The organism is Neorhizobium sp. AL 9.2.2 (assembly GCF_013317225.1).
In the GTDB taxonomy this organism is placed as follows: Bacteria; Pseudomonadota; Alphaproteobacteria; order Rhizobiales; family Rhizobiaceae; genus Neorhizobium; species Neorhizobium soli.
The window spans coordinates 1,343,019-1,360,470 of the sequence record NZ_JAALXU010000003.1 but is presented as its reverse complement, the minus strand read 5'-3'; the positions used below and the strand labels follow the sequence as shown (position 1 = coordinate 1,360,470).

19 protein-coding genes and 1 tRNA gene are annotated in these 17,452 nt (G+C 59.6%); 13 read left to right on the top strand and 7 right to left on the bottom strand.

What is annotated here, in order from left to right:
- Nucleotides 1-28 precede the first annotated feature (28 nt).
- Together G6K99_RS13215 and G6K99_RS13210 are read left to right on the top strand one after the other, a co-directional pair.
- Entirely contained in the window at nucleotides 29-682 is a 654-nt protein-coding gene (locus G6K99_RS13215; RefSeq protein WP_174196749.1) for a protein-L-isoaspartate(D-aspartate) O-methyltransferase, read from the top strand.
- A 156-nt stretch (nucleotides 683-838) separates the two neighbouring features.
- On the top strand, nucleotides 839-2,428 hold the full coding sequence (locus G6K99_RS13210; protein WP_113166257.1) for a peptidoglycan DD-metalloendopeptidase family protein: 1,590 nt from the start codon (nucleotides 839-841) through the stop codon (nucleotides 2,426-2,428).
- 78 nt (nucleotides 2,429-2,506) lie between these two features.
- On the opposite strand, the gene G6K99_RS13205 is transcribed toward G6K99_RS13210, so the two are convergent.
- Nucleotides 2,507-3,376 carry an ATP-binding protein gene (locus G6K99_RS13205; protein ID WP_174196845.1) on the bottom strand — a complete coding sequence of 290 codons (870 nt, stop codon included), beginning with the start codon at nucleotides 3,374-3,376 and terminating at the stop codon, nucleotides 2,507-2,509.
- Between the two features lie 212 nt (nucleotides 3,377-3,588).
- Between G6K99_RS13205 and yajC the strand changes: the two genes are divergently transcribed.
- The 4 genes from yajC to G6K99_RS13185 all read left to right on the top strand — a co-directional run bounded on the left by yajC (nucleotide 3,589) and on the right by G6K99_RS13185 (nucleotide 5,827).
- Entirely contained in the window at nucleotides 3,589-3,942 is a 354-nt protein-coding gene (yajC, locus tag G6K99_RS13200; protein ID WP_062457522.1) for a preprotein translocase subunit YajC, read from the top strand.
- Nucleotides 3,943-4,000: 58 nt separating this feature from the next.
- Nucleotides 4,001-4,387 carry an Mth938-like domain-containing protein gene (locus G6K99_RS13195; RefSeq protein ID WP_062581393.1) on the top strand — a complete coding sequence of 129 codons (387 nt, stop codon included), beginning with the start codon at nucleotides 4,001-4,003 and terminating at the stop codon, nucleotides 4,385-4,387.
- Nucleotides 4,388-4,390: 3 nt separating this feature from the next.
- Nucleotides 4,391-5,257, top strand: a complete 867-nt coding sequence (locus tag G6K99_RS13190; protein ID WP_174196748.1) for a phytoene/squalene synthase family protein — start codon at nucleotides 4,391-4,393, stop codon at nucleotides 5,255-5,257.
- Nucleotides 5,258-5,347: 90 nt separating this feature from the next.
- Complete coding sequence (locus G6K99_RS13185) at nucleotides 5,348-5,827, top strand: hypothetical protein (RefSeq protein WP_342366082.1); 480 nt, start codon at nucleotides 5,348-5,350, stop codon at nucleotides 5,825-5,827.
- A gap of 4 nt (nucleotides 5,828-5,831) precedes the next feature.
- Here the strand turns inward: G6K99_RS13185 and trmFO are convergent, their stop codons facing one another.
- From trmFO to G6K99_RS13170, 3 genes are all read right to left on the bottom strand, one after another.
- Nucleotides 5,832-7,253 carry a methylenetetrahydrofolate--tRNA-(uracil(54)-C(5))-methyltransferase (FADH(2)-oxidizing) TrmFO gene (gene trmFO, locus G6K99_RS13180; protein ID WP_062457512.1) on the bottom strand — a complete coding sequence of 474 codons (1,422 nt, stop codon included), beginning with the start codon at nucleotides 7,251-7,253 and terminating at the stop codon, nucleotides 5,832-5,834.
- A 165-nt stretch (nucleotides 7,254-7,418) separates the two neighbouring features.
- Nucleotides 7,419-7,562, bottom strand: coding sequence for a DUF1127 domain-containing protein (locus G6K99_RS13175; RefSeq protein WP_082471896.1), 144 nt, complete (start codon nucleotides 7,560-7,562; stop codon nucleotides 7,419-7,421).
- Nucleotides 7,563-7,820: 258 nt separating this feature from the next.
- Nucleotides 7,821-7,967, bottom strand: a complete 147-nt coding sequence (locus G6K99_RS13170) for a DUF1127 domain-containing protein (protein WP_082471897.1) — start codon at nucleotides 7,965-7,967, stop codon at nucleotides 7,821-7,823.
- Nucleotides 7,968-8,361: 394 nt separating this feature from the next.
- Here G6K99_RS13170 and G6K99_RS13165 point away from each other — a divergent pair.
- From G6K99_RS13165 to G6K99_RS13155, 3 genes are all read left to right on the top strand, one after another.
- Nucleotides 8,362-8,446: transfer RNA gene (locus G6K99_RS13165), tRNA-Leu, on the top strand.
- 146 nt (nucleotides 8,447-8,592) lie between these two features.
- Nucleotides 8,593-10,077 (top strand): trigger factor, encoded by a 1,485-nt coding sequence (tig, locus tag G6K99_RS13160; protein ID WP_062457509.1) that lies wholly within the window; start codon nucleotides 8,593-8,595, stop codon nucleotides 10,075-10,077.
- 186 nt (nucleotides 10,078-10,263) lie between these two features.
- Nucleotides 10,264-11,886 (top strand): ABC-F family ATP-binding cassette domain-containing protein, encoded by a 1,623-nt coding sequence (locus G6K99_RS13155; RefSeq protein WP_062457506.1) that lies wholly within the window; start codon nucleotides 10,264-10,266, stop codon nucleotides 11,884-11,886.
- Nucleotides 11,887-11,962: 76 nt separating this feature from the next.
- Here G6K99_RS13155 and G6K99_RS13150 read toward each other — a convergent pair whose 3' ends face one another.
- The 3 genes from G6K99_RS13150 to G6K99_RS13140 all read right to left on the bottom strand — a co-directional run bounded on the left by G6K99_RS13150 (nucleotide 11,963) and on the right by G6K99_RS13140 (nucleotide 14,264).
- Nucleotides 11,963-12,283 carry a hypothetical protein gene (locus G6K99_RS13150; protein ID WP_371816189.1) on the bottom strand — a complete coding sequence of 107 codons (321 nt, stop codon included), beginning with the start codon at nucleotides 12,281-12,283 and terminating at the stop codon, nucleotides 11,963-11,965.
- Nucleotides 12,284-12,526: 243 nt separating this feature from the next.
- The gene (locus tag G6K99_RS13145) at nucleotides 12,527-12,976 is read right to left on the bottom strand and encodes a GNAT family N-acetyltransferase (protein WP_174196746.1); all 450 of its coding nucleotides are present in this window, start codon (nucleotides 12,974-12,976) and stop codon (nucleotides 12,527-12,529) included.
- A gap of 73 nt (nucleotides 12,977-13,049) precedes the next feature.
- Nucleotides 13,050-14,264: an NADP-dependent isocitrate dehydrogenase gene (locus G6K99_RS13140; protein ID WP_062457500.1), complete on the bottom strand. Its 1,215-nt coding sequence runs from the start codon at nucleotides 14,262-14,264 to the stop codon at nucleotides 13,050-13,052.
- Nucleotides 14,265-14,506: 242 nt separating this feature from the next.
- Here G6K99_RS13140 and G6K99_RS13135 point away from each other — a divergent pair, with 242 nt between their 5' ends.
- The 4 genes from G6K99_RS13135 (at nucleotide 14,507) to G6K99_RS13120 (ending at nucleotide 17,439) form a co-directional block, all read left to right on the top strand.
- Complete coding sequence (locus G6K99_RS13135; protein WP_062457497.1) at nucleotides 14,507-15,037, top strand: hypothetical protein; 531 nt, start codon at nucleotides 14,507-14,509, stop codon at nucleotides 15,035-15,037.
- 81 nt (nucleotides 15,038-15,118) lie between these two features.
- Entirely contained in the window at nucleotides 15,119-15,958 is an 840-nt protein-coding gene (locus tag G6K99_RS13130; RefSeq protein ID WP_113110958.1) for an RNA methyltransferase, read from the top strand.
- The gene (gene murI, locus G6K99_RS13125; RefSeq protein WP_174196745.1) at nucleotides 15,942-16,739 is read left to right on the top strand and encodes a glutamate racemase; all 798 of its coding nucleotides are present in this window, start codon (nucleotides 15,942-15,944) and stop codon (nucleotides 16,737-16,739) included. Before G6K99_RS13130 ends, murI begins: the two co-directional genes overlap by 17 nt.
- A 61-nt stretch (nucleotides 16,740-16,800) precedes the next feature.
- The gene (locus tag G6K99_RS13120) at nucleotides 16,801-17,439 is read left to right on the top strand and encodes a LysE family translocator (RefSeq protein ID WP_174196744.1); all 639 of its coding nucleotides are present in this window, start codon (nucleotides 16,801-16,803) and stop codon (nucleotides 17,437-17,439) included.
- Nucleotides 17,440-17,452 lie beyond the last annotated feature (13 nt).

The window sequence follows — 17,452 nt, the reverse complement described above, 5'->3', positions numbered from 1 at the left end:
CAGATAACGTGGCAGGCGGAGTGACAGCTTGAAATCGGGCATGGTCGAGAAGGAAGGGTTTGCTGCACTTGTCTTGCGGCTCCGGTCCGCAGGCATTTCTAATATCGACCTTCTGACTGCCGTCGAGCAGACGCCTCGTTCGCAGTTCGTGCCGCCCACGCTTTCTCAGGAAGCCTATTCCAGCCGCACGGTCCCGATCGATTGCGGTGCCTTTATGGAAGGGGCAGATCTTGCGGTTCGCCTTCTGGCCGCTCTGCAGGTGAAACCCGGTCATCGCGTTCTCGAAATCGGTACCGGCAGCGGTTTTACAGCCGCCGTCATCGGCCGCATCGCAGAACGGGTGCTGACCGTAGATCGCTATAAGACGCTCACCGTTGCGGCGCAGGCCCGCGTTGACGCCCTTGGAATGCGCAACGTCATCGTACGACAGGCGGATGGCAGCAACGGGATGCCGGGTGAGGGCACGTTCGATCGGATATTCGTGACCACGGCATTTACGATTCTGCCGCGATTCTATGCGGAGCAGCTGACCCATGGCGGTTCGATGGTTGCGCCGCTGATCGGCGACGACGAGACCTGCATGATGGTTAGGCTCACCAAGACCGGGAGCCGATTCGAACGGGAAGACCTGTTCACCGTGCCATTCCTGCCGATCATTCCGCAGATGGCGGCAGCGCTTTAAGCTGGTTCGGCTTTGGTTCCGCTCCTGCCAAGCGCTTCCAACTCATGGTTAGCGAATTATCAAAAAAATCGCATCTCTTCCGACACTTTAACCCCACAGTAAGACTAACGCGCTTTAATGACTCCCACGATGGTTGCGTGAGTGTAGGTCGAGTCCATGCGTGTCAACAGTGCACAAAAAGTCGGAAAATCAGTAGCTAAGCTCGCAGTTGCGGCTTTGCTTGCGAGTGCGGCCACTGGCTGCAGCTCGGATTCGAGCCGTTTCTCCGGGCTGTTCTCCAAAGATGAGCTGACAACGGCTTCAATACCCCAGCGTCCGGTCGGCGGGGCCTATGGCCAGGCGCCAATGCCGCGCGACGATGTGCGGTCGGGCCAGGCGGTGGCACCGGTCCAGCAGGATTACGGTTCGCGAAATACCGCGATGAACCAGCCTTATCCGGCCCAGTCCGGTGGCTATTCATCACCGGCCCGCGCCGCTTCGGCGCCGATGGCCGTCCAGCGCAACGAGTTGGCAGCTCCCGGCATGCCTTCGGCTCAGGCGTCCGCTCCCATGGCGTCCCGTGCACCGATGGCGGCTGACCGCGGTCAGGGCACTCGCCAGGAATCGATGGCCCAGTCATACCCGGGTCGTAGCGGTGGTTCGCAGTCTCTGACGGCTCCCACACCGTCGACCGCTCGAGGCGACAACCTGACAACGGCTTCGACGAAGCCGATGTCAGGCTGGTCTTCGGTCAACGCTCCGCGGGTAACGCTCAGGGCAGGCGAGACCGCATCGACCCTGTCTTCCCGCTACGGCGTTCCTGAAAAGGAAATCCTGAAGGCCAATGGCGGCGCTGTGAAGCCGGGCCAGACGATTGTCATCCCGACCTTCGGCCCGTCCCGTAATTCCGCGAAGACTGCGGCGTCCGATATCGACCTGCAGAACAAGGCGCCAGCGCCCACCCAGCAGACCGAGCAGAAGGTTGCCGTTCTGCCGACGCCGACCCGCGACAAGGCGATGGCGGAGCCTGGCAAGATCACACCTCCGGGCGGCAAGCCTCTCGGTGGCACCTACACGGTCAAGCCTGGCGACAGCCTTGCAAAGATCGCTCGCGAAACCGGCACACCGATTGATCAGCTGAAGGCCGCAAACGGTCTGACGACGGACGGTGTGCGGGTCGGCCAGAGCCTGAAGGTCGGTGGTAGCTCGGTTGCGACCGATCCGGTCAGAACCGCATCCATCCCGGAAAAGCCGGCTGCCCAGCCGAAGCCTGCTGCACCGTCGCCTGTCGCTGAAGCAGCACCCGCAAAGCCTGCGCCACAGGAAACAGCATCGCTGTCGGACGTCGAGAAGAAGTCCGATGTGTCTGCCGCTGCACCGCAGTCGACCGGCATTTCGAAATATCGCTGGCCAGTCAGTGGCGCGGTCATCGCCGGCTACGGGGCCAACGTCAACGGCAGCCGCAATGACGGTATCGACATCTCGGTTCCCGAGGGCACGCCGATCAAGGCCGCTGAAAACGGCGTCGTCATCTATGCCGGCAACGGCCTGAAGCAGCTCGGAAACACCGTTCTGGTTCGCCACGACGATGGCAAGGTCACCGTTTACGGCCACGCCGGCAACATCAACGTCACGCGCGGCCAGAAGGTCACCCGCGGCCAGACTGTTGCGGCGTCCGGCATGAGCGGCGACGCTCAGCGTCCGCAGGTCCACTTCGAGGTGCGCAAGGATGCGACACCGGTCAACCCCATCACTTTCCTTGAATAATTGTAGTGCGTTTCAAGGGGACGGGAGAAAAGCGCAGCTTCGGCTGCGCTTTTTTCGTTTTGGGGCTGCTTCAAGAACTCACGGCGTGAGTGTCTTGCGCATCCGCCCGGCGAGATCCTGGATATACTGCCACGCGACGCGGCCGGAACGCCCGCCGCGCGTCGTCGCCCAGGCGAGCGCCTCGTGGTGCAGGGTTTCGCGGTTGAGGCCGAGATCGAAATGGTCGGCATAGCCGTCGATCATGGTCAGGTAGTCGTCCTGACTACACTTGTGGAACCCGAGCCAAAGCCCGAAACGATCCGAGAGCGAAACCTTCTCCTCGACCGCTTCGGACGGGTTGATCGCCGTCGACTGCTCGTTTTCCAGCATATGCCGCGGCAAAAGGTGGCGCCGGTTCGATGTGGCGTAGAACAGGACGTTGTCCGGCCGGCCTTCGATGCCACCGTCGAGCGCTGCCTTCAGAGACTTGTAGGCCGTATCGTCGTGGTCGAAGGACAGATCGTCGCAAAACACGATGATGCGATGGCCGGATGCCTTGAGGATGTCGAGTAGCGCCGGCAGCGAGGCGATATCCTCGCGGTGGACTTCGACCAGTTTCAGCGAGACACCGGTCGACGCGCGGATATCCTCTTGCACGGCCTTGACCAGCGACGACTTGCCCATGCCGCGCGCGCCCCAGAGAAGGACGTTGTTTGCCGGATAACCTTCGGCAAACCGCAACGTGTTTTCCTGCAGGATGTCGCGCACGTGGTCAACGCCACGGATCAGGGTGAGGGCGACGCGGTTGGGGCGTGGCACGGGCTGCAGGCGCTGGTTTGTCGGCACCCAGACAAAGCAATCCGCGACAGTCCAGTCGTTGACCGCTGGTGGAGGGCCCGCCAGCCGCTCGACTGCGTCGGCGAGCCGGCGCACTTCAGACAGGATCAGGGCGTTGAGCTCGTCGGTCATCTGGTATTCCTCAAGACTTTTTGTCATCGGTCGCGCCCTCTCGGCCGCTTTTTTCAGCAGGTAACATGCTCGTTATTGCATCAAAAGCCGTAGAGCCGTGGATTCAGTACGCGGGAGGACCGCTTTCTGTTGCATTCCTGGGTGTCACAACTATATTCCGGCGGCTTATGACAGGGGGCTCGGCGCCTCCGCTTATCGTTTAGGAGTTCTTGATGTTCATTACTGAGGCATTCGCGCAGGCGGGTGGAGCGGCGCCGGCGGCTTCCGCAACAGACTCGATTCTGCAGATGGTGCTGCTCTTCGCACCTCTGATGGTGGTCTGGTATTTCTTCCTTATCCGTCCGCAGCGCGCCCAGGCCAAGAAACGCCAGGAGACCCTGACGAGCATTCGCCGTGGCGACCAGGTTGTGCTGGGCGGCGGCCTCGTCGGCCGGGTTTCGAAGGTTGTCGATGACAACGAAGTCGAAGTCGAAATCGCCGACGGCGTCAAGGTCCGCGCAATGCGCGCCTACATCGCCGAAGTCCGCGTCAAGGGCGAGCCGGTCAAGGCCGACACCGCGTCCTGACATCCGGCAGGCCCGCTCTGGCGGGCCTTTCCATTTTTAATCAATCAAGGACGCGGTGATGGCAAAAGGGATCGAGATACGCGAAGCCCATTTCCCCGGTCGCGCCCAGATCGACGCCTATGGCAATGGCGGGTTCCGCTTTGCCGACATGTCGCATCGCGGGTCGATCCTCTGCCTTCCCTCAGGGATACACGGCTGGGATCTGGGCGAAGGTGAGCCCCTGACGGTTTCCTCCCTCTACAAGGTCCTCGACGAAGCCTCAGGCATTGAGGTCTTGCTGATCGGCACTGGCCAGAACCTGAAGCCGATACCTGCCGAGGTGAAAGCCGCATTGAAGGCGAAGGGCATCTCTTCCGACCCGATGAGCACCGGTGCTGCCGTGCGCACCTACAATATCATGCTCGCCGAATCCCGTGCCGTCGCCGTCGCGCTGATTGCCGTCTGACCCATGAGTGACGATCGTGCAACGAATGGCGAACTCTGTCTCGCGACGCTGCGAGACACGGACCGCGACCGCTATCTCGCATGCCTCCTGTCTCCGGAAGACAAGCGCCCGGCGCTCGCCGCGCTCTACGCCTTCAACGCCGAAATTGCGCGCGTCCGGGACATGGTCCGCGATCCTCTCCCGGGAGAGATCCGCCTGCAATGGTGGCGGGATTTCCTTGAGGGTGGAAGTCAGGCAGACGGGCTGGGAGACACGGGCGGCAATCCGATCGCTGCGGGACTGCAGGATGCGATCGAAACCTATCGGCTGCCGCGTCAGACGCTTGTCGGCATGACGGAAGCGCGAATCTTCGATCTCTACGACGATCCGCTCACTGACCGCAACGCGCTGGAAGGCTATGCTGGCGAAACCGCCTCGGCTTTGATCCAGCTTGCAAGCCTCATCCTTTCGCCCGAAGACGCCGCAAGGTCCGCGCAGGCGGCCGGCCATGCGGGTGTTGCGCAGGCGATCGCCGGTTTCATCCTGCTTTTGCCGATCCATCGGCGCCGCAACCAGCTTTACCTCCCGCTCGATCTTCTGGCTGCCACCGGTCTTGACCGCGACAGCTTTCTGGCCGGCAGCGACAAACCTCGCATTTCCGCAGCAATTCAGGCCTTTGCCGGCCTTGGCCTCGAGCATCTCGACAAGGCACGACGTGCCGGTCCTGTTCCGCCCGCGCTCGTGCCGGCCTTCGTGCCGGTAGCGCTTGTCGAGCCGGTTCTGAAGCGCGCTTCACGCCGGGGTGCCGATGCTCTCGACGGAGACATGCAGTCTCCCCAATGGCGTCGTCAGTTGCAGATGCTGAAGGCCGCCGTCCTCAAACGCTTCTAGCAATCACCAGTCGCCACGCTTCACGCAAGCCTTGAGGGATAAATGCCCTCTATCGGCAGGTGCGCATCTGCCATCAGTGGAGAAGCAGTCTTGAGCCCTTTGGTAGTTTGGTCGATCGCCATCGGCGTGATGCTGGCCTTGGCCTTTTATGTTACCCGCCTGGTCAAGCACAGTGACGAGGACAGCCTTCACGATATGGGACTGGCGATACTCGAATTCGGTCGCGCCTATCCTGCCGAAGCCATCAGGAGCCTGCACAGCACAGCCGATGCGAACACGATCTTTGTGCGACTGCACGACAATAAGTCAGGCATCATGCGCAACCGTGGCAATCATTTCGCATGCCACGTAATCCGGCCCGGCCGCGTGCGGGTCACGCCGACGCCCGAACCGAAAGGCTTTTCGGCCGAATTCCTGGACTCCCCGACACAGAACGGAACTTTCGTCTTCAAGAATGAAAACGAGGCGGCAGAAGTGTCGCTTTGGCTTCTCGACAATTATGTCAGCGTTGCCGATCGACAGCTTCCGGCCGAACCGCAGCCGGCTTCAAACACCGGCCGCTCCGATTAGGCTTTTAGGCGATACCCAGCCACTCACGGCAGTCCTTCAGCGCACGAACCGACATCAACTGCCGTTTCATGATCGTCTTGTCCTTGCCGCGAAAGCGTTTGACGCCTTCGGGTTTGACGATCGAGCCGGGAGCAAGATCCGGGAACAGGCCGAAATTGACATTCATCGGCTGGAAGGACCGTTTGCCGGGCTCTTCGTCGTGGACCAGATGCCCCCCGGTAATATGCCCAAGCAGAGAACCGAAGGCCGTTGTCGCCGGCGGCGGGACGATTTCTTCGCCCTTGCGCTCGGCAGCCGCAAAACGACCAGCCAGAAGACCGATTGCCGAACTCTCCACATAGCCCTCGCAGCCGGTGATCTGACCGGCGAATCGCAGGCCCGGCCGGCTCTTCAAGGTCAGCGAGTGATCGAGCAGCATCGGTGACTGGATATAGGTGTTGCGATGCAAGCCGCCGAGCCGCGCGAATTCGGCGTTCTGCAGCCCCGGGATCATCCGGAAGATCTCGGCCTGCGCGCCATACTTCAGCTTGGTCTGGAACCCGACCATATTGTAGAGCGTGCCAAGTGCATTGTCCTGCCGCAGTTGGACGACGGCATAGGCCTTGACGGTCGGATTGTGTGAATTGGTAAGCCCCATCGGCTTCATCGGACCGTGGCGCAGCGTTTCGCGCCCACGCTCCGCCATGACCTCGATCGGCAGGCAGCCATCGAAATAGGGCGTGCCTTCCCATTCCTTGAAGCCGACCGTATCGCCCGCAATCAGTGCATCGAGAAAGGCATTGTACTGCGCTTCGTCGAGCGGGCAGTTGATGTAATCCTTGCCTGTGCCGCCGGGCCCGACCTTGTCGTAGCGCGACTGGTACCAGCAGATATCCATATCGATCGATTCGCGGTGGACGATCGGCGCGATCGCGTCGAAGAAGGCGAGCTGGTCCTCTCCGGTCTCGGCCTGGATCGACTTTGCGAGATCGGGCGACGTCAGAGGACCGGTCGCGACGACGGCCAAGTCCCATTCCGCCGGCGGTAGACCGTGGATTTCCTCTCGCACAACGGTGATCAGCGGATGGTTTTCGATCGCCTGCGTGACTGCATGAGAGAAACCGTCGCGGTCGACCGCAAGTGCGCCGCCGGCCGGGACCTGATTTTTGTCGGCGCAGGCCATGATCAAAGAGCCGGCCAGCCTCATTTCTGCATGGATGACGCCGACGGCATTGGCCGTCGCATCATCGGAGCGGAAAGAGTTCGAGCAGACGAGCTCGGCGAGACCGTCCGTGCGGTGGGCATCGGTGCCGCGCACGCCGCGCATCTCGTGGAGAATGACGGGGATGCCGGCCTCAGCGATCTGCCAGGATGCTTCGGAGCCGGCAAGGCCGCCACCGACGACGTGGATTGGGGCAGGGGTAGACGAATTCGATATAGTGCTCATGTCCGGCTCATTATCACGGCATTCGAACGGCCGGAATCAAAAAGGCACCTAAAAAGGTGCCTCTGATCATTCCTTGGGTGTCTCTTTGATCTTTTCGGATCATTGCGACTATCGTTCTCTCGCCATCGCGACATCATATCGCGCTGGTCCATCACAATGGATGGATTAACGGAAGGAACGAGCGGCGATGCCGCGGATGTCGTAGCGGGTCAGACCAATGTCGTTGAGCGCCTGGTTGGAAAGGCTGCCGAGTTCATTGATCGTACGGCGGTAGCTGATCCAGTTCTTAGCGATGCGGATCGGGTTCATTTGGTGTTTCCTCAATCATCTTTTTCCCAGTGATCTATCGTCACCGGCGATGAGCTTCATATAGGTGAGACGCGCGGAAAGGTGCAGTGCAAAAAATGTGCGACTGCCATGCGTTTGTGCAATGAGTTGATGCTTTTTGCAGCTTCGTACGAAAAAGCAGCAGCAGCCGTTTCGCTGCGTGAAGCATTATGCACAAACGAAAAACGCCTCCCGAAGGAGGCGCTTTTAAACGGTAGACCGTTGGTCGTTCTTTAGATTTTAGAAGCCGACTGCCGTGCGTGCAACGCGACGGATGTCGGAGCGGCCAATACCGAGGTCAGAGAGTTCGCGGTCCGACATGCGGCCGAGTTCCGAAACCGTTTCGCGGTACTTGCGCCAGTCGTTCAGCTTCTTTGCGATTTTCATGGTCGTTTCCTTCGTTGGTCAATGCCGGCTAATTGCTACCGGCTGCGTTGCTAATCGTTTTAAATGCTGCGCTGCGAAGGAAAAAGCGCGCATTTCGTATGCCACCTATGCATCTGTTGCATTGCATGCAGAAGGATCGTGCGGAAACTAGCTGTATCTGACCATAATTTGATCAGGCGCTGAATTTTACGTCTATTACACCCACAATGAAGGCGCGTAGGGCCGTTTCTGTCCTGCTTGCCAGCTCGACCCGAGGCGAACGCAGTCTCCCTTTTGATCATCATCAAACAGGCGTCACAAACCTTCATTTTTCCTTTGCGTGTAGGAAAACGGGTGTTATAGAGACGCGCGCTCCGGAAGGCCTCTGGCCGCTAGAGTTTCGATGCCTAGGGGCGCGGGTATGGTGAAATTGGTAGACACGCCAGATTTAGGTTCTGGTGCCGCAAGGCGTGGGAGTTCAAGTCTCTCTACCCGCACCAGGATCGCTGGACGCGCTGTTCGCCGGTAACGGCAGGACGCGCTGCTTATGAAAGCCGCGGCTGGTCACTTTTTAGTTCCGGTGGTGTGCTCACGAAAAACACGAACGGCTGTATGGGCGCCGCCGCCACGATAAGAAGGTATAAAAATGCAGGTTACCGAAACGCTCGCTGAAGGGCTGAAGCGCGAAATCAAGGTCGTTATCCCTAAGCAGGATATGGAAGCCGAGCTCAACGTTCGTCTGGCCGATGCCAAGGACAAGGTTCGCATCAACGGATTCCGTCCGGGCAAGGTGCCGCTTTCACACCTCAAGAAAACCTATGGCAAGTCGATCATGGCTGATCTCGTCAACGAGATCGTCCGTGAACGCCCCACCAAGATTCTCTCCGAGCGCGGCGAGAAGTCGGCAACGCAGCCTTCGGTATCGATGACCGAAGACGAGGCGGAAGCCGAAAAGATCCTCAATGCACAGGCTGATTTTGAATTCACCCTGACCTATGAAGTGATCCCGCCGATCGAGCTGAAGTCGACTGACGGTATCACCGTCGAGCGCGAAGTCGTTGAAGTGTCGGAAGACGAAGTCAACGAGCAGATCCTCAAGATCGCCGAAAGCGCCCGCACATTCGAGACAAAGGACGGCGTTGCCGCTGAAGGCGATCGCGTCACCATGAACTACCTCGGCAAGGTCGATGGCGAAGCCTTCGATGGCGGCACTGCTGAAGACGCAGAATTGGTCATCGGTTCGGGTCGCTTCATCCCGGGCTTCGAAGACCAGCTGGTTGGCGTCAAGTCGGGCGACGAAAAGCAGATCACCGTGACCTTCCCGTCCGAATATCCGGCTCCGAACCTGGCTGGCAAGGACGCGACCTTCGACATCACCGTCAAGGACATCGCTGCTCCGGCTGCCGTCGAGATCAACGACGAACTTGCTTCGACGCTTGGCATCGAATCGGTCGATCGTCTGAAGGAAATCGTCCGCGGCCAGATCGAAAGCCAGTACGGCAACGTCACGCGTCAGAAGGTCAAGCGTCAGATCCTCGACCAGCTCGACGAGATGTACAAGTTCGACGCGCCGCAGGGCCTCGTTGACGCCGAGTTCGACAACATCTGGCGCCAGATCAACACCGATCTGCAGCAGTCGGGCAAGACGTTTGAAGACGAAGAAACGACTGAGGAAGAAGCACGCGAAGAGTATCGCAAGCTTGCCGAACGTCGCGTCCGTCTCGGCCTGGTTCTCTCCGAAATCGGCGAAAAGGCCGGCGTCGAAGTAACCGAGGAAGAAATGCAGCGTGCACTCTACGCACAGCTGCAGCAGTTCCCGGGCCAGCAGAAGGAAATCCTCGATTTCTTCCGCAACACCCCAGGCGCTTCCGCTTCGCTGCGTGCCCCGATCTTTGAAGAAAAGGTCGTCGATCATCTCCTGTCCGAGGTCAAGGTCACTGACAAGACCGTGACGAAGGAAGAGCTGCTCGCCGAAGAAGAAGGCGAAGACGCGGACAAGCCTGCCAAGAAGAAGGCCTCGCCGAAGAAGGCAAAGGCTGAAGCTTCAGAGGCTGCAGAAGGCGAAGAAGCCGCTGCTCCGAAGAAGAAGGCAGCACCGAAGAAGAAGGCCGCTGAAGACAGCGCAGAGTAATCTTCTGAGATACAAATTGACAAAAGGCCGGGCAGGAAACTGTCCGGCCTTTTGCGTTTCAGTTTGTCGAGTGCTGCTTGAGCCACACACCTTGATGCTTGCGGTTATGGCACCATGAAACCCCGCGACATCCGGCCCATCCCGTGACATAAGGCTCGCCGAACGCGTCCTCACTTTCCGGCAGCCATGATCCGCATCGAGAATATCAGCAAGTCCAACAGTTCCCGCATTCTCTACATCGAGACCTCTGCGGCCCTGAACCGCGGCGAAAAGATCGGTCTGGTCGGTCCGAACGGGGCGGGCAAGACGACTCTGTTCCGGATGATCACCGGCCAGGAGCTGCCCGATGAGGGACAGGTCACGGTCGAGAAGCATGTGACGATCGGCTATTTCAATCAGGACGTCGGAGAAATGTCGGGCGTCAGCGCCGTCACCGAGGTGATGGACGGGGCAGGGCCAGTCAGCAGCGTTGCCGCCGAACTGCGCTCGCTCGAAGCCGCGATGGTCGATCCCGACCGGATGGACGAGATGGATGCCATCATCGATCGCTATGGCGAGGTACAGGCGCGTTATGAGGAGCTGGACGGCTATGGGCTGGAAAGCCGCGCTCGCGAGGTTCTGGCAGGCCTCTCCTTCAGCGAAGAGATGATGGACGGCGACGTCGGCAAACTGTCCGGCGGCTGGAAGATGCGCGTGGCGCTTGCCCGCATCCTCTTGATGCGCCCGGACGTCATGCTGCTGGACGAACCGTCCAACCACCTGGATCTCGAAAGCCTGATCTGGCTTGAGGAGTTCCTCAAGAACTACGACGGCGCCTTGCTGATGACCTCGCATGACCGTGAGTTCATGAACCGGATCGTCAACAAGATCATCGAGATCGATGCCGGATCGCTCAACACCTATGCCGGCGATTACGGCTTTTACGAACAGCAGCGGGCGCAGAACGAAAAGCAGCAACTGGCGCAGTTCGAGCGGCAGCAGGCGATGCTGGCCAAAGAGATCAAGTTCATCGAGCGCTTCAAGGCGCGTGCGTCGCACGCAGCGCAGGTGCAGAGCCGGGTGAAAAAGCTCGACAAGATTGAGCGGGTGGAGCCGCCGCGTCGCCGCCAGACGGTCGCCTTCGAATTTCAGCAGGCACCCCGTTCCGGTGAGGATGTTGCAAACCTGAAGGGCGTCCATAAAGCCTATGGCAGCCGCGTCATCTATGATGGTCTGGATTTCATGATCCGCCGCAAGGAGCGCTGGTGCATCATGGGGATCAACGGCGCCGGCAAATCGACGCTTCTGAAGCTGATCGCCGGTTCGGCGGCGCCCGACGTCGGATCCGTCGCGATCGGCGCCAGTGTCAAGATGGGCTATTTCGCCCAGCATGCCATGGATGTGCTGGATGGCGAGCAGACCGTGTTCGAATGGCTGGAATCCGAGTTCCCACGGGCCGGGCAGGGCGCGCTTCGAACACTTGCCGGTTGCTTCGGCTTTTCAGGCGATGACGTGGAGAAGAGATGCCGGGTTCTGTCCGGCGGAGAAAAAGCCCGTCTCGTCATGGCGGCCATGCTGTTTGATCCGCCGAATTTCCTGGTGCTCGACGAGCCCACCAACCACCTGGATCTCGATACCAAGGAGATGCTGATCAAAGCCTTGGCTGACTATGACGGCACGATGCTGTTCGTCAGCCATGACCGGCATTTCCTGGCCGAACTGTCCAACCGGGTGTTGGAAGTGACCGCCGACGGCGTGCATCGTTTCGATGGCGGTTACACTGAGTATGTGGAGCGCACCGGCTACGAGGCGCCGGGTCTCGCAAGCTGATCCTGGACTGACCGACGCATCGTGACCAGGTCAAAGTGAGCAGCCTACATCACCGGGTGGTGATGTAGGCACGGTGTCATTCGTGGATCGTGTAGGATCCCATCTTGCAGAGGTCCTGCGAGTCCTCGAGGTCTTCGAGACCGGAATCCTCGGTGAATTCGAATCGCAGATCGTATTTGCAGACCTTGCGTCCGTCAGCGATGGTGATCTCGATGCTTTCGCCGGGCTCCAGAACATCCTTGCCGAACACATCTTCTTCCCAGTCGTCAACACCGACTGGCGACGTATAGAAACGCTCAAGCGTGCCGCTGGTCTTGTTCTTCAAGGTAAAGACGAGATCCGAGGCGTTGGATGTAGTGGTGCATGCAAAAAGAGCCGCCAGTGTAGCGGCCGCAATAAGTACAGTCTTTCTCACGGTAGTGTCCCTCAACCCAGAATTGGGGTAGGGAACATCTATCATTTCCATAACCGCAGACAACTAGCATGTTGGTTCATCATTAATTGTAGAGCATTGATAAACCGCAACTAATTAAGCCGTGCAGCATTGTCGGTGTCATCGGCGGAGCGCAAGGTATCGCTGTGAAACCCGGCAGGAATACTGCTGAAAGTCCGGTTTAAGCCGCTGTGCTGTAAGCGCCGCTCAGAGCGGCTTGCGATACTGGATAAACCCTGGCGCCACAGCGACCCGGTCATAGAGACGCCTCGCGGCTGTGTTGTCTTCCTGCGTCAGCCAGTAGAGCCGACCGGCATTCTGGTCGCGCGCGAGCAGTGCCACCTTCTCGATCAGGGCTTCCCCCACGCCGCGTCCACGCTGGCTGCTGTCGACGTAGAGGTCCTGCAGATAGCAGGTCATGTCGGGTAACCAGGTCGAGCGGTGGAAGACCACATGCACGATGCCGACCATCTGCCCGTTCTCGTCGAAAGCGCCAAGTGCCTGCAGGGGCTCCTCATCATGGTGAAAGCGGGACCACGTGATGTCGTACTGTTCTTTCGGCAGTTCCGACTCGTAGAACTCGAGATAGGCTCTGAACAGGGGTTCCCATGCGGCACGGTCGGCTGGCTCAAGCGGGCGGATTGTCGTCACGGGCATCTCCTCGAGCAAAAAACAGAAACGGCGGGGATTATACCCCGCCGTTTGCCGAATTCTACTGAAGAGATGAGGCTTAGGCAGCCATGGCCGTCTTCAGGTTTTCATCGATCTTGTCGAGGAAGGCAGTCGTGGACAGCCAAGGCTGTTCCGGGCCGATCAGAAGCGCCAGATCCTTGGTCATGTAGCCCTGTTCGACGGTGTCGACGCAGACGGTTTCGAGCGTGGTGGCAAAGGTTGCCAGTTCGGCGTTGTCATCCAGCTTCGCACGGTGCGCGAGGCCACGCGTCCAGGCGAAGATCGAGGCGATCGAGTTGGTCGATGTCTCCTGGCCCTTCTGGTGCTGGCGGTAGTGACGGGTCACGGTGCCATGCGCAGCTTCGGCTTCGACCGTGCGGCCATCCGGCGACAAGAGAACCGAGGTCATCAGGCCGAGCGAGCCGAAGCCCTGTGCAACCGTGTCGGACTGGACGTCACCGTCGTAGTTCTTGCACGCCCAGACGTAACCGCCGGACCACTTCAGAGCCGACGCCACCATGTCGTCGATCAGGCGGTGTTCGTAGGTGATGCCGATTTCGGCGAACTTCGCCTTGAATTCGGCCTGGTAGACTTCTTCGAAGATATCCTTGAAGCGGCCGTCATAGGCCTTGAGGATGGTGTTCTTGGTCGACAGGTAGACCGGCCACTTGCGCATCAGGCCGTACATCATCGACGCGCGCGCGAATTCGCGGATCGATTCGTCGAGGTTGTACATCGCCATGGCAACGCCGGCGCCGGGCGCGTCGAACACGTCCTTCTCGATGACCTGGCCGTCTTCACCGACGAACTTGATCGTCAGCTTGCCCTTGCCGGGGAACTTGAAATCGGTCGCCTTGTACTGGTCGCCGAAGGCATGACGGCCGACGACGATCGGCTTTGTCCAGCCGGGAACGAGGCGCGGCACGTTCTGGCAGATGATCGGCTCGCGGAAGATGACGCCGCCGAGGATGTTACGGATCGTGCCGTTCGGGCTCTTCCACATCTGCTTGAGATTGAATTCCTTCACGCGGTCTTCGTCCGGCGTGATCGTCGCGCACTTGATGCCGACGCCGTGCTTCTTGATCGCGTGGGCCGCATCGACCGTCACCTGGTCGTTCGTCGCATCACGGTTCTCGACGGAAAGGTCGTAATATTCGATGTCGAGATCGAGATAGGGAAGGATCAGCTTGTCCTTGATGAGCTGCCATATGATACGGGTCATCTCGTCGCCGTCGAGATCGACGACCGGGTTCGCTACCTTGATCTTCTGCATGGACTTCCTCTTGCCGTAATGGGCCGTTTAGGCCTCAAAAATGATCAACGGGGGCGCTATAGCATCGCGGGGAAGAGAACGCAAAGATGGTGCGGTCTGATATGGCGCGATTCGGTTAGAAAATTGGAACATGCGCTCGCCATCATCATACTGCCTGAAATTGGTCCTCAAGATTGAGCATTGCCAAACATCGGGCGCGGCGTAATGTCCGCCAAAACTCATCGCAGCACTGGATCTATGATATGCGGATACTCCCGCTTCTTTCTCTCTTCACCCTGATTTCCACCGGCGTTCTGGCGGCGGATGTGACCGATCCGGTAAAGGCGGTGATGAAGATCACCGAAGACAACTGGAATACGGTTGATAGTGACTGGAAGTCGCTGTTCGATCCCGAGCCGATCCAGCAGAATTTTAGCAAGTCGTTCCAGACTGCCTACTCGGAAGCGTCCAAGCACCCCGCTTACGAAACCGAAAACAATGCCCCCGGCGATCCGTTTGGCTACGACGTCGTCACGAGTTCGCAGGACGGCTGCCCGCTGAAGGACGTCACCATCGTGCCGGCACCGGCGGCAAATGGCGTGTCGGATGTGAAGGTCACGTTCAAGCAGTGGGCCTGCATCGATGATGCGGAAATGAAGGACAGCGTTTCGGAAGTGCATTTCGACGTGATCGAGGAAGACGGCAAGCCGGTCATCAAGGACATCCACCGCGTTGTCGAGAATGAAAGCGATTCGCTCGTTGAAGAGATGCAATCGATCGCCAAGGGCGAGTAGAGGGAAGCAAACCTTCTGAAAGCCTTGCTCTTCATCCATCCGGCGGCTATCTGCCCAGCCTGAAATTGTTGGGATTAAGCGATGTCAGGTACGAATAGCGAGCGCGAGCTCATTGCCGAGGGCCCGGCCATCATTCTGGTGGAACCGCAACTGGGCGAAAACATCGGCATGGTGGCGCGCGCCATGGCCAATTTCGGCTTGGCGGAACTGCGCCTCGTCAGTCCTCGTGATGGTTGGCCAAACGAGAAGGCGAGGTCTGCCGCGTCGAAGGCTGACCACGTCATCGATGGAGCCGTCGTCTTCGAGACGCTGGAAGACGCGACCCGCGACCTGAACTTCGTCTATGCCACGACGGCGCGCGAACGCTACGGCTTCAAGCCCGTTCGGTCACCGGTCTATGCGGCGTCCACATTGCGTGAGAAATTCAAGGCAGGTGAAAAGACCGGCATTCTGTTTGGCCGCGAACGCTGGGGTTTGAGCAACGAAGAGGTGGCGCTCGCCGACGAGATCGTCACCTTCCCGGTCAATCCGGCCTTCGCCTCGCTCAATATCGCCCAGGCGGTTTTGCTGATGTCCTATGACTGGATGAAATCCGGCATGGACGATATCGAGGAAACCCGCTTCCAGCCGATCGAGCAGCGGCCCTCGACGAAGGACCAAGTGTTCGGCATGTTCGAGCAGATCGAGGAAGCGCTCGATGCCCGAGGCTACTTCCATCCGCCTGAGAAGAAGCCGAAGATGATCGACAATCTGCGCGCGGTCCTTTCGCGGCGGAGCTTTTCGGAGCAGGAAGTCAGCGTGTTTCGCGGCGTGATCAAATCGCTGGATGCGTTTCCACGTCAATGGCCACGAAAAACCACGCCGAGGCAGAAGAAGGCCGACGTGACCGGGGAGATCGAAGGCAATGGCGACGACGAATGACCTGAAGCCGGTGCTGATGTTCGATTCGGGCATCGGCGGACTGACTGTGCTGCGTGAGGCGCGCGTGCTGATGCCAGAGCGCGGCTTCATCTATGTCGCCGACGACGCCGGTTTCCCTTACGGCGGCTGGGAGGAGGAGGCGCTGACGGCGCGGATCCTGTCCCAGTTCGAGCGCCTGCTGAACGACTACCAGCCGGAAATCTCCATCATTGCCTGCAATACCGCCTTCACCCTGGCGGGAGCGGCGCTTCGTGAGCGCTTTCCCGAGATGACCTTCGTCGGCACCGTGCCGGCGATAAAGCCTGCAGCCGAGCGAACCAGATCCGGCCTCGTGTCCGTCCTCGCAACGCCCGGCACCGTCAAGCGCGCCTATACGCGTGATCTCATCCAGTCCTTTGCCACGCAGTGCCACGTCCGGCTTGTCGGATCGGAAAACCTCGCCCGCATGGCGGAAGCCTATATCCGTGGTGAGACCCTGTCGGACGACGCGGTCCTAGCCGAAATCATGCCCTGCTTCGTCGAGAAGGACGGCCGCAAGACCGATATCGTCGTTCTCGCCTGTACGCATTATCCCTTCATGGCGAACCTGTTCCGCCGCCTGGCGCCCTGGCCGGTCGACTGGCTCGATCCGGCCGAGGCGATCGCCCGACAGGCCCGGCGCAAGGTGCCGCTTCTGGAGGGTGCGCAACACCCCGGCGAATTCGACTTTGCGGTGTTTACCTCTGGCAATCCGGATTTTGCCACGCAGCGTCTGATGCAAGGGTTTGGTTTGCGGGTCTAGCCCTCTTGTCATCGGCTGAATTCGATGGCTTGCTCGGCCTACCGGATCAGGAGCAGACACGATGTCGATTGAAAACTGGCTGGCCTTCGTCGCCGCATCCGCCATTCTTCTGGCCATTCCCGGACCGACGATCCTGCTCGTCATCTCCTATGCGATGACGCACGGGCGAAAGGTGGCGACTGCTACAGTCGCTGGCGTGGCACTCGGGGACTTCACGGCAATGACTGCCTCAATGCTGGGGCTGGGCGCCTTGCTCGCCACGTCTGCGATGCTGTTCACGATCCTCAAATGGGTCGGCGCCGCCTATCTGATCTATCTCGGCATCAAACTGTGGCGCGCACCCGTGATGGATCCAGAGGTCGCAGCCGGCGAGGGGGAGCTGCCGCAGGTAAAGCCGTTGCGCATCCTGCTGCACACCTACGTGGTCACGGCGCTTAATCCGAAAGGCATCGTGTTCTTCGTCGCCTTCCTGCCGCAGTTTCTCGACCTGTCGAAACCGCTTTTCTTCCAGATGGCTGTCTTCGAGATGACGTTTCTGGTTCTGGCGACGATCAACGCAACGCTCTACGGGCTTCTTGCCTCACTGGCCCGCAACCAGATCCGCCAGCCACGGGTGCAGAAAATAGTCAACCGGACCGGTGGTTCGCTGATGATCGGGGCAGGGCTTCTGTCGCTCGGCTTCAAGCGGGCAGCGGCCTGACCGCAAAGCCTGT

Bases quoted from the DNA above. Each gene is read 5' to 3' on its own strand.
- G6K99_RS13210 (WP_113166257.1), top strand. From the start codon at position 839: ATGCGTGTCAACAGTGCACAAAAAGTCGGAAAATCAGTAGCTAAGCTC.
- G6K99_RS13205 (WP_174196845.1), bottom strand. From the start codon at position 3,376: ATGACCGACGAGCTCAACGCCCTGATCCTGTCTGAAGTGCGCCGGCTC.
- yajC (WP_062457522.1), top strand. From the start codon at position 3,589: ATGTTCATTACTGAGGCATTCGCGCAGGCGGGTGGAGCGGCGCCGGCG.
- G6K99_RS13195 (WP_062581393.1), top strand. From the start codon at position 4,001: ATGGCAAAAGGGATCGAGATACGCGAAGCCCATTTCCCCGGTCGCGCC.
- G6K99_RS13190 (WP_174196748.1), top strand. From the start codon at position 4,391: ATGAGTGACGATCGTGCAACGAATGGCGAACTCTGTCTCGCGACGCTG.
- trmFO (WP_062457512.1), bottom strand. From the start codon at position 7,253: ATGAGCACTATATCGAATTCGTCTACCCCTGCCCCAATCCACGTCGTC.
- G6K99_RS13175 (WP_082471896.1), bottom strand. From the start codon at position 7,562: ATGAACCCGATCCGCATCGCTAAGAACTGGATCAGCTACCGCCGTACG.
- G6K99_RS13170 (WP_082471897.1), bottom strand. From the start codon at position 7,967: ATGAAAATCGCAAAGAAGCTGAACGACTGGCGCAAGTACCGCGAAACG.
- tig (WP_062457509.1), top strand. From the start codon at position 8,593: ATGCAGGTTACCGAAACGCTCGCTGAAGGGCTGAAGCGCGAAATCAAG.
- G6K99_RS13155 (WP_062457506.1), top strand. From the start codon at position 10,264: ATGATCCGCATCGAGAATATCAGCAAGTCCAACAGTTCCCGCATTCTC.
- G6K99_RS13145 (WP_174196746.1), bottom strand. From the start codon at position 12,976: ATGCCCGTGACGACAATCCGCCCGCTTGAGCCAGCCGACCGTGCCGCA.
- G6K99_RS13140 (WP_062457500.1), bottom strand. From the start codon at position 14,264: ATGCAGAAGATCAAGGTAGCGAACCCGGTCGTCGATCTCGACGGCGAC.
- G6K99_RS13135 (WP_062457497.1), top strand. From the start codon at position 14,507: ATGCGGATACTCCCGCTTCTTTCTCTCTTCACCCTGATTTCCACCGGC.
- G6K99_RS13130 (WP_113110958.1), top strand. From the start codon at position 15,119: ATGTCAGGTACGAATAGCGAGCGCGAGCTCATTGCCGAGGGCCCGGCC.
- murI (WP_174196745.1), top strand. From the start codon at position 15,942: ATGGCGACGACGAATGACCTGAAGCCGGTGCTGATGTTCGATTCGGGC.
- G6K99_RS13120 (WP_174196744.1), top strand. From the start codon at position 16,801: ATGTCGATTGAAAACTGGCTGGCCTTCGTCGCCGCATCCGCCATTCTT.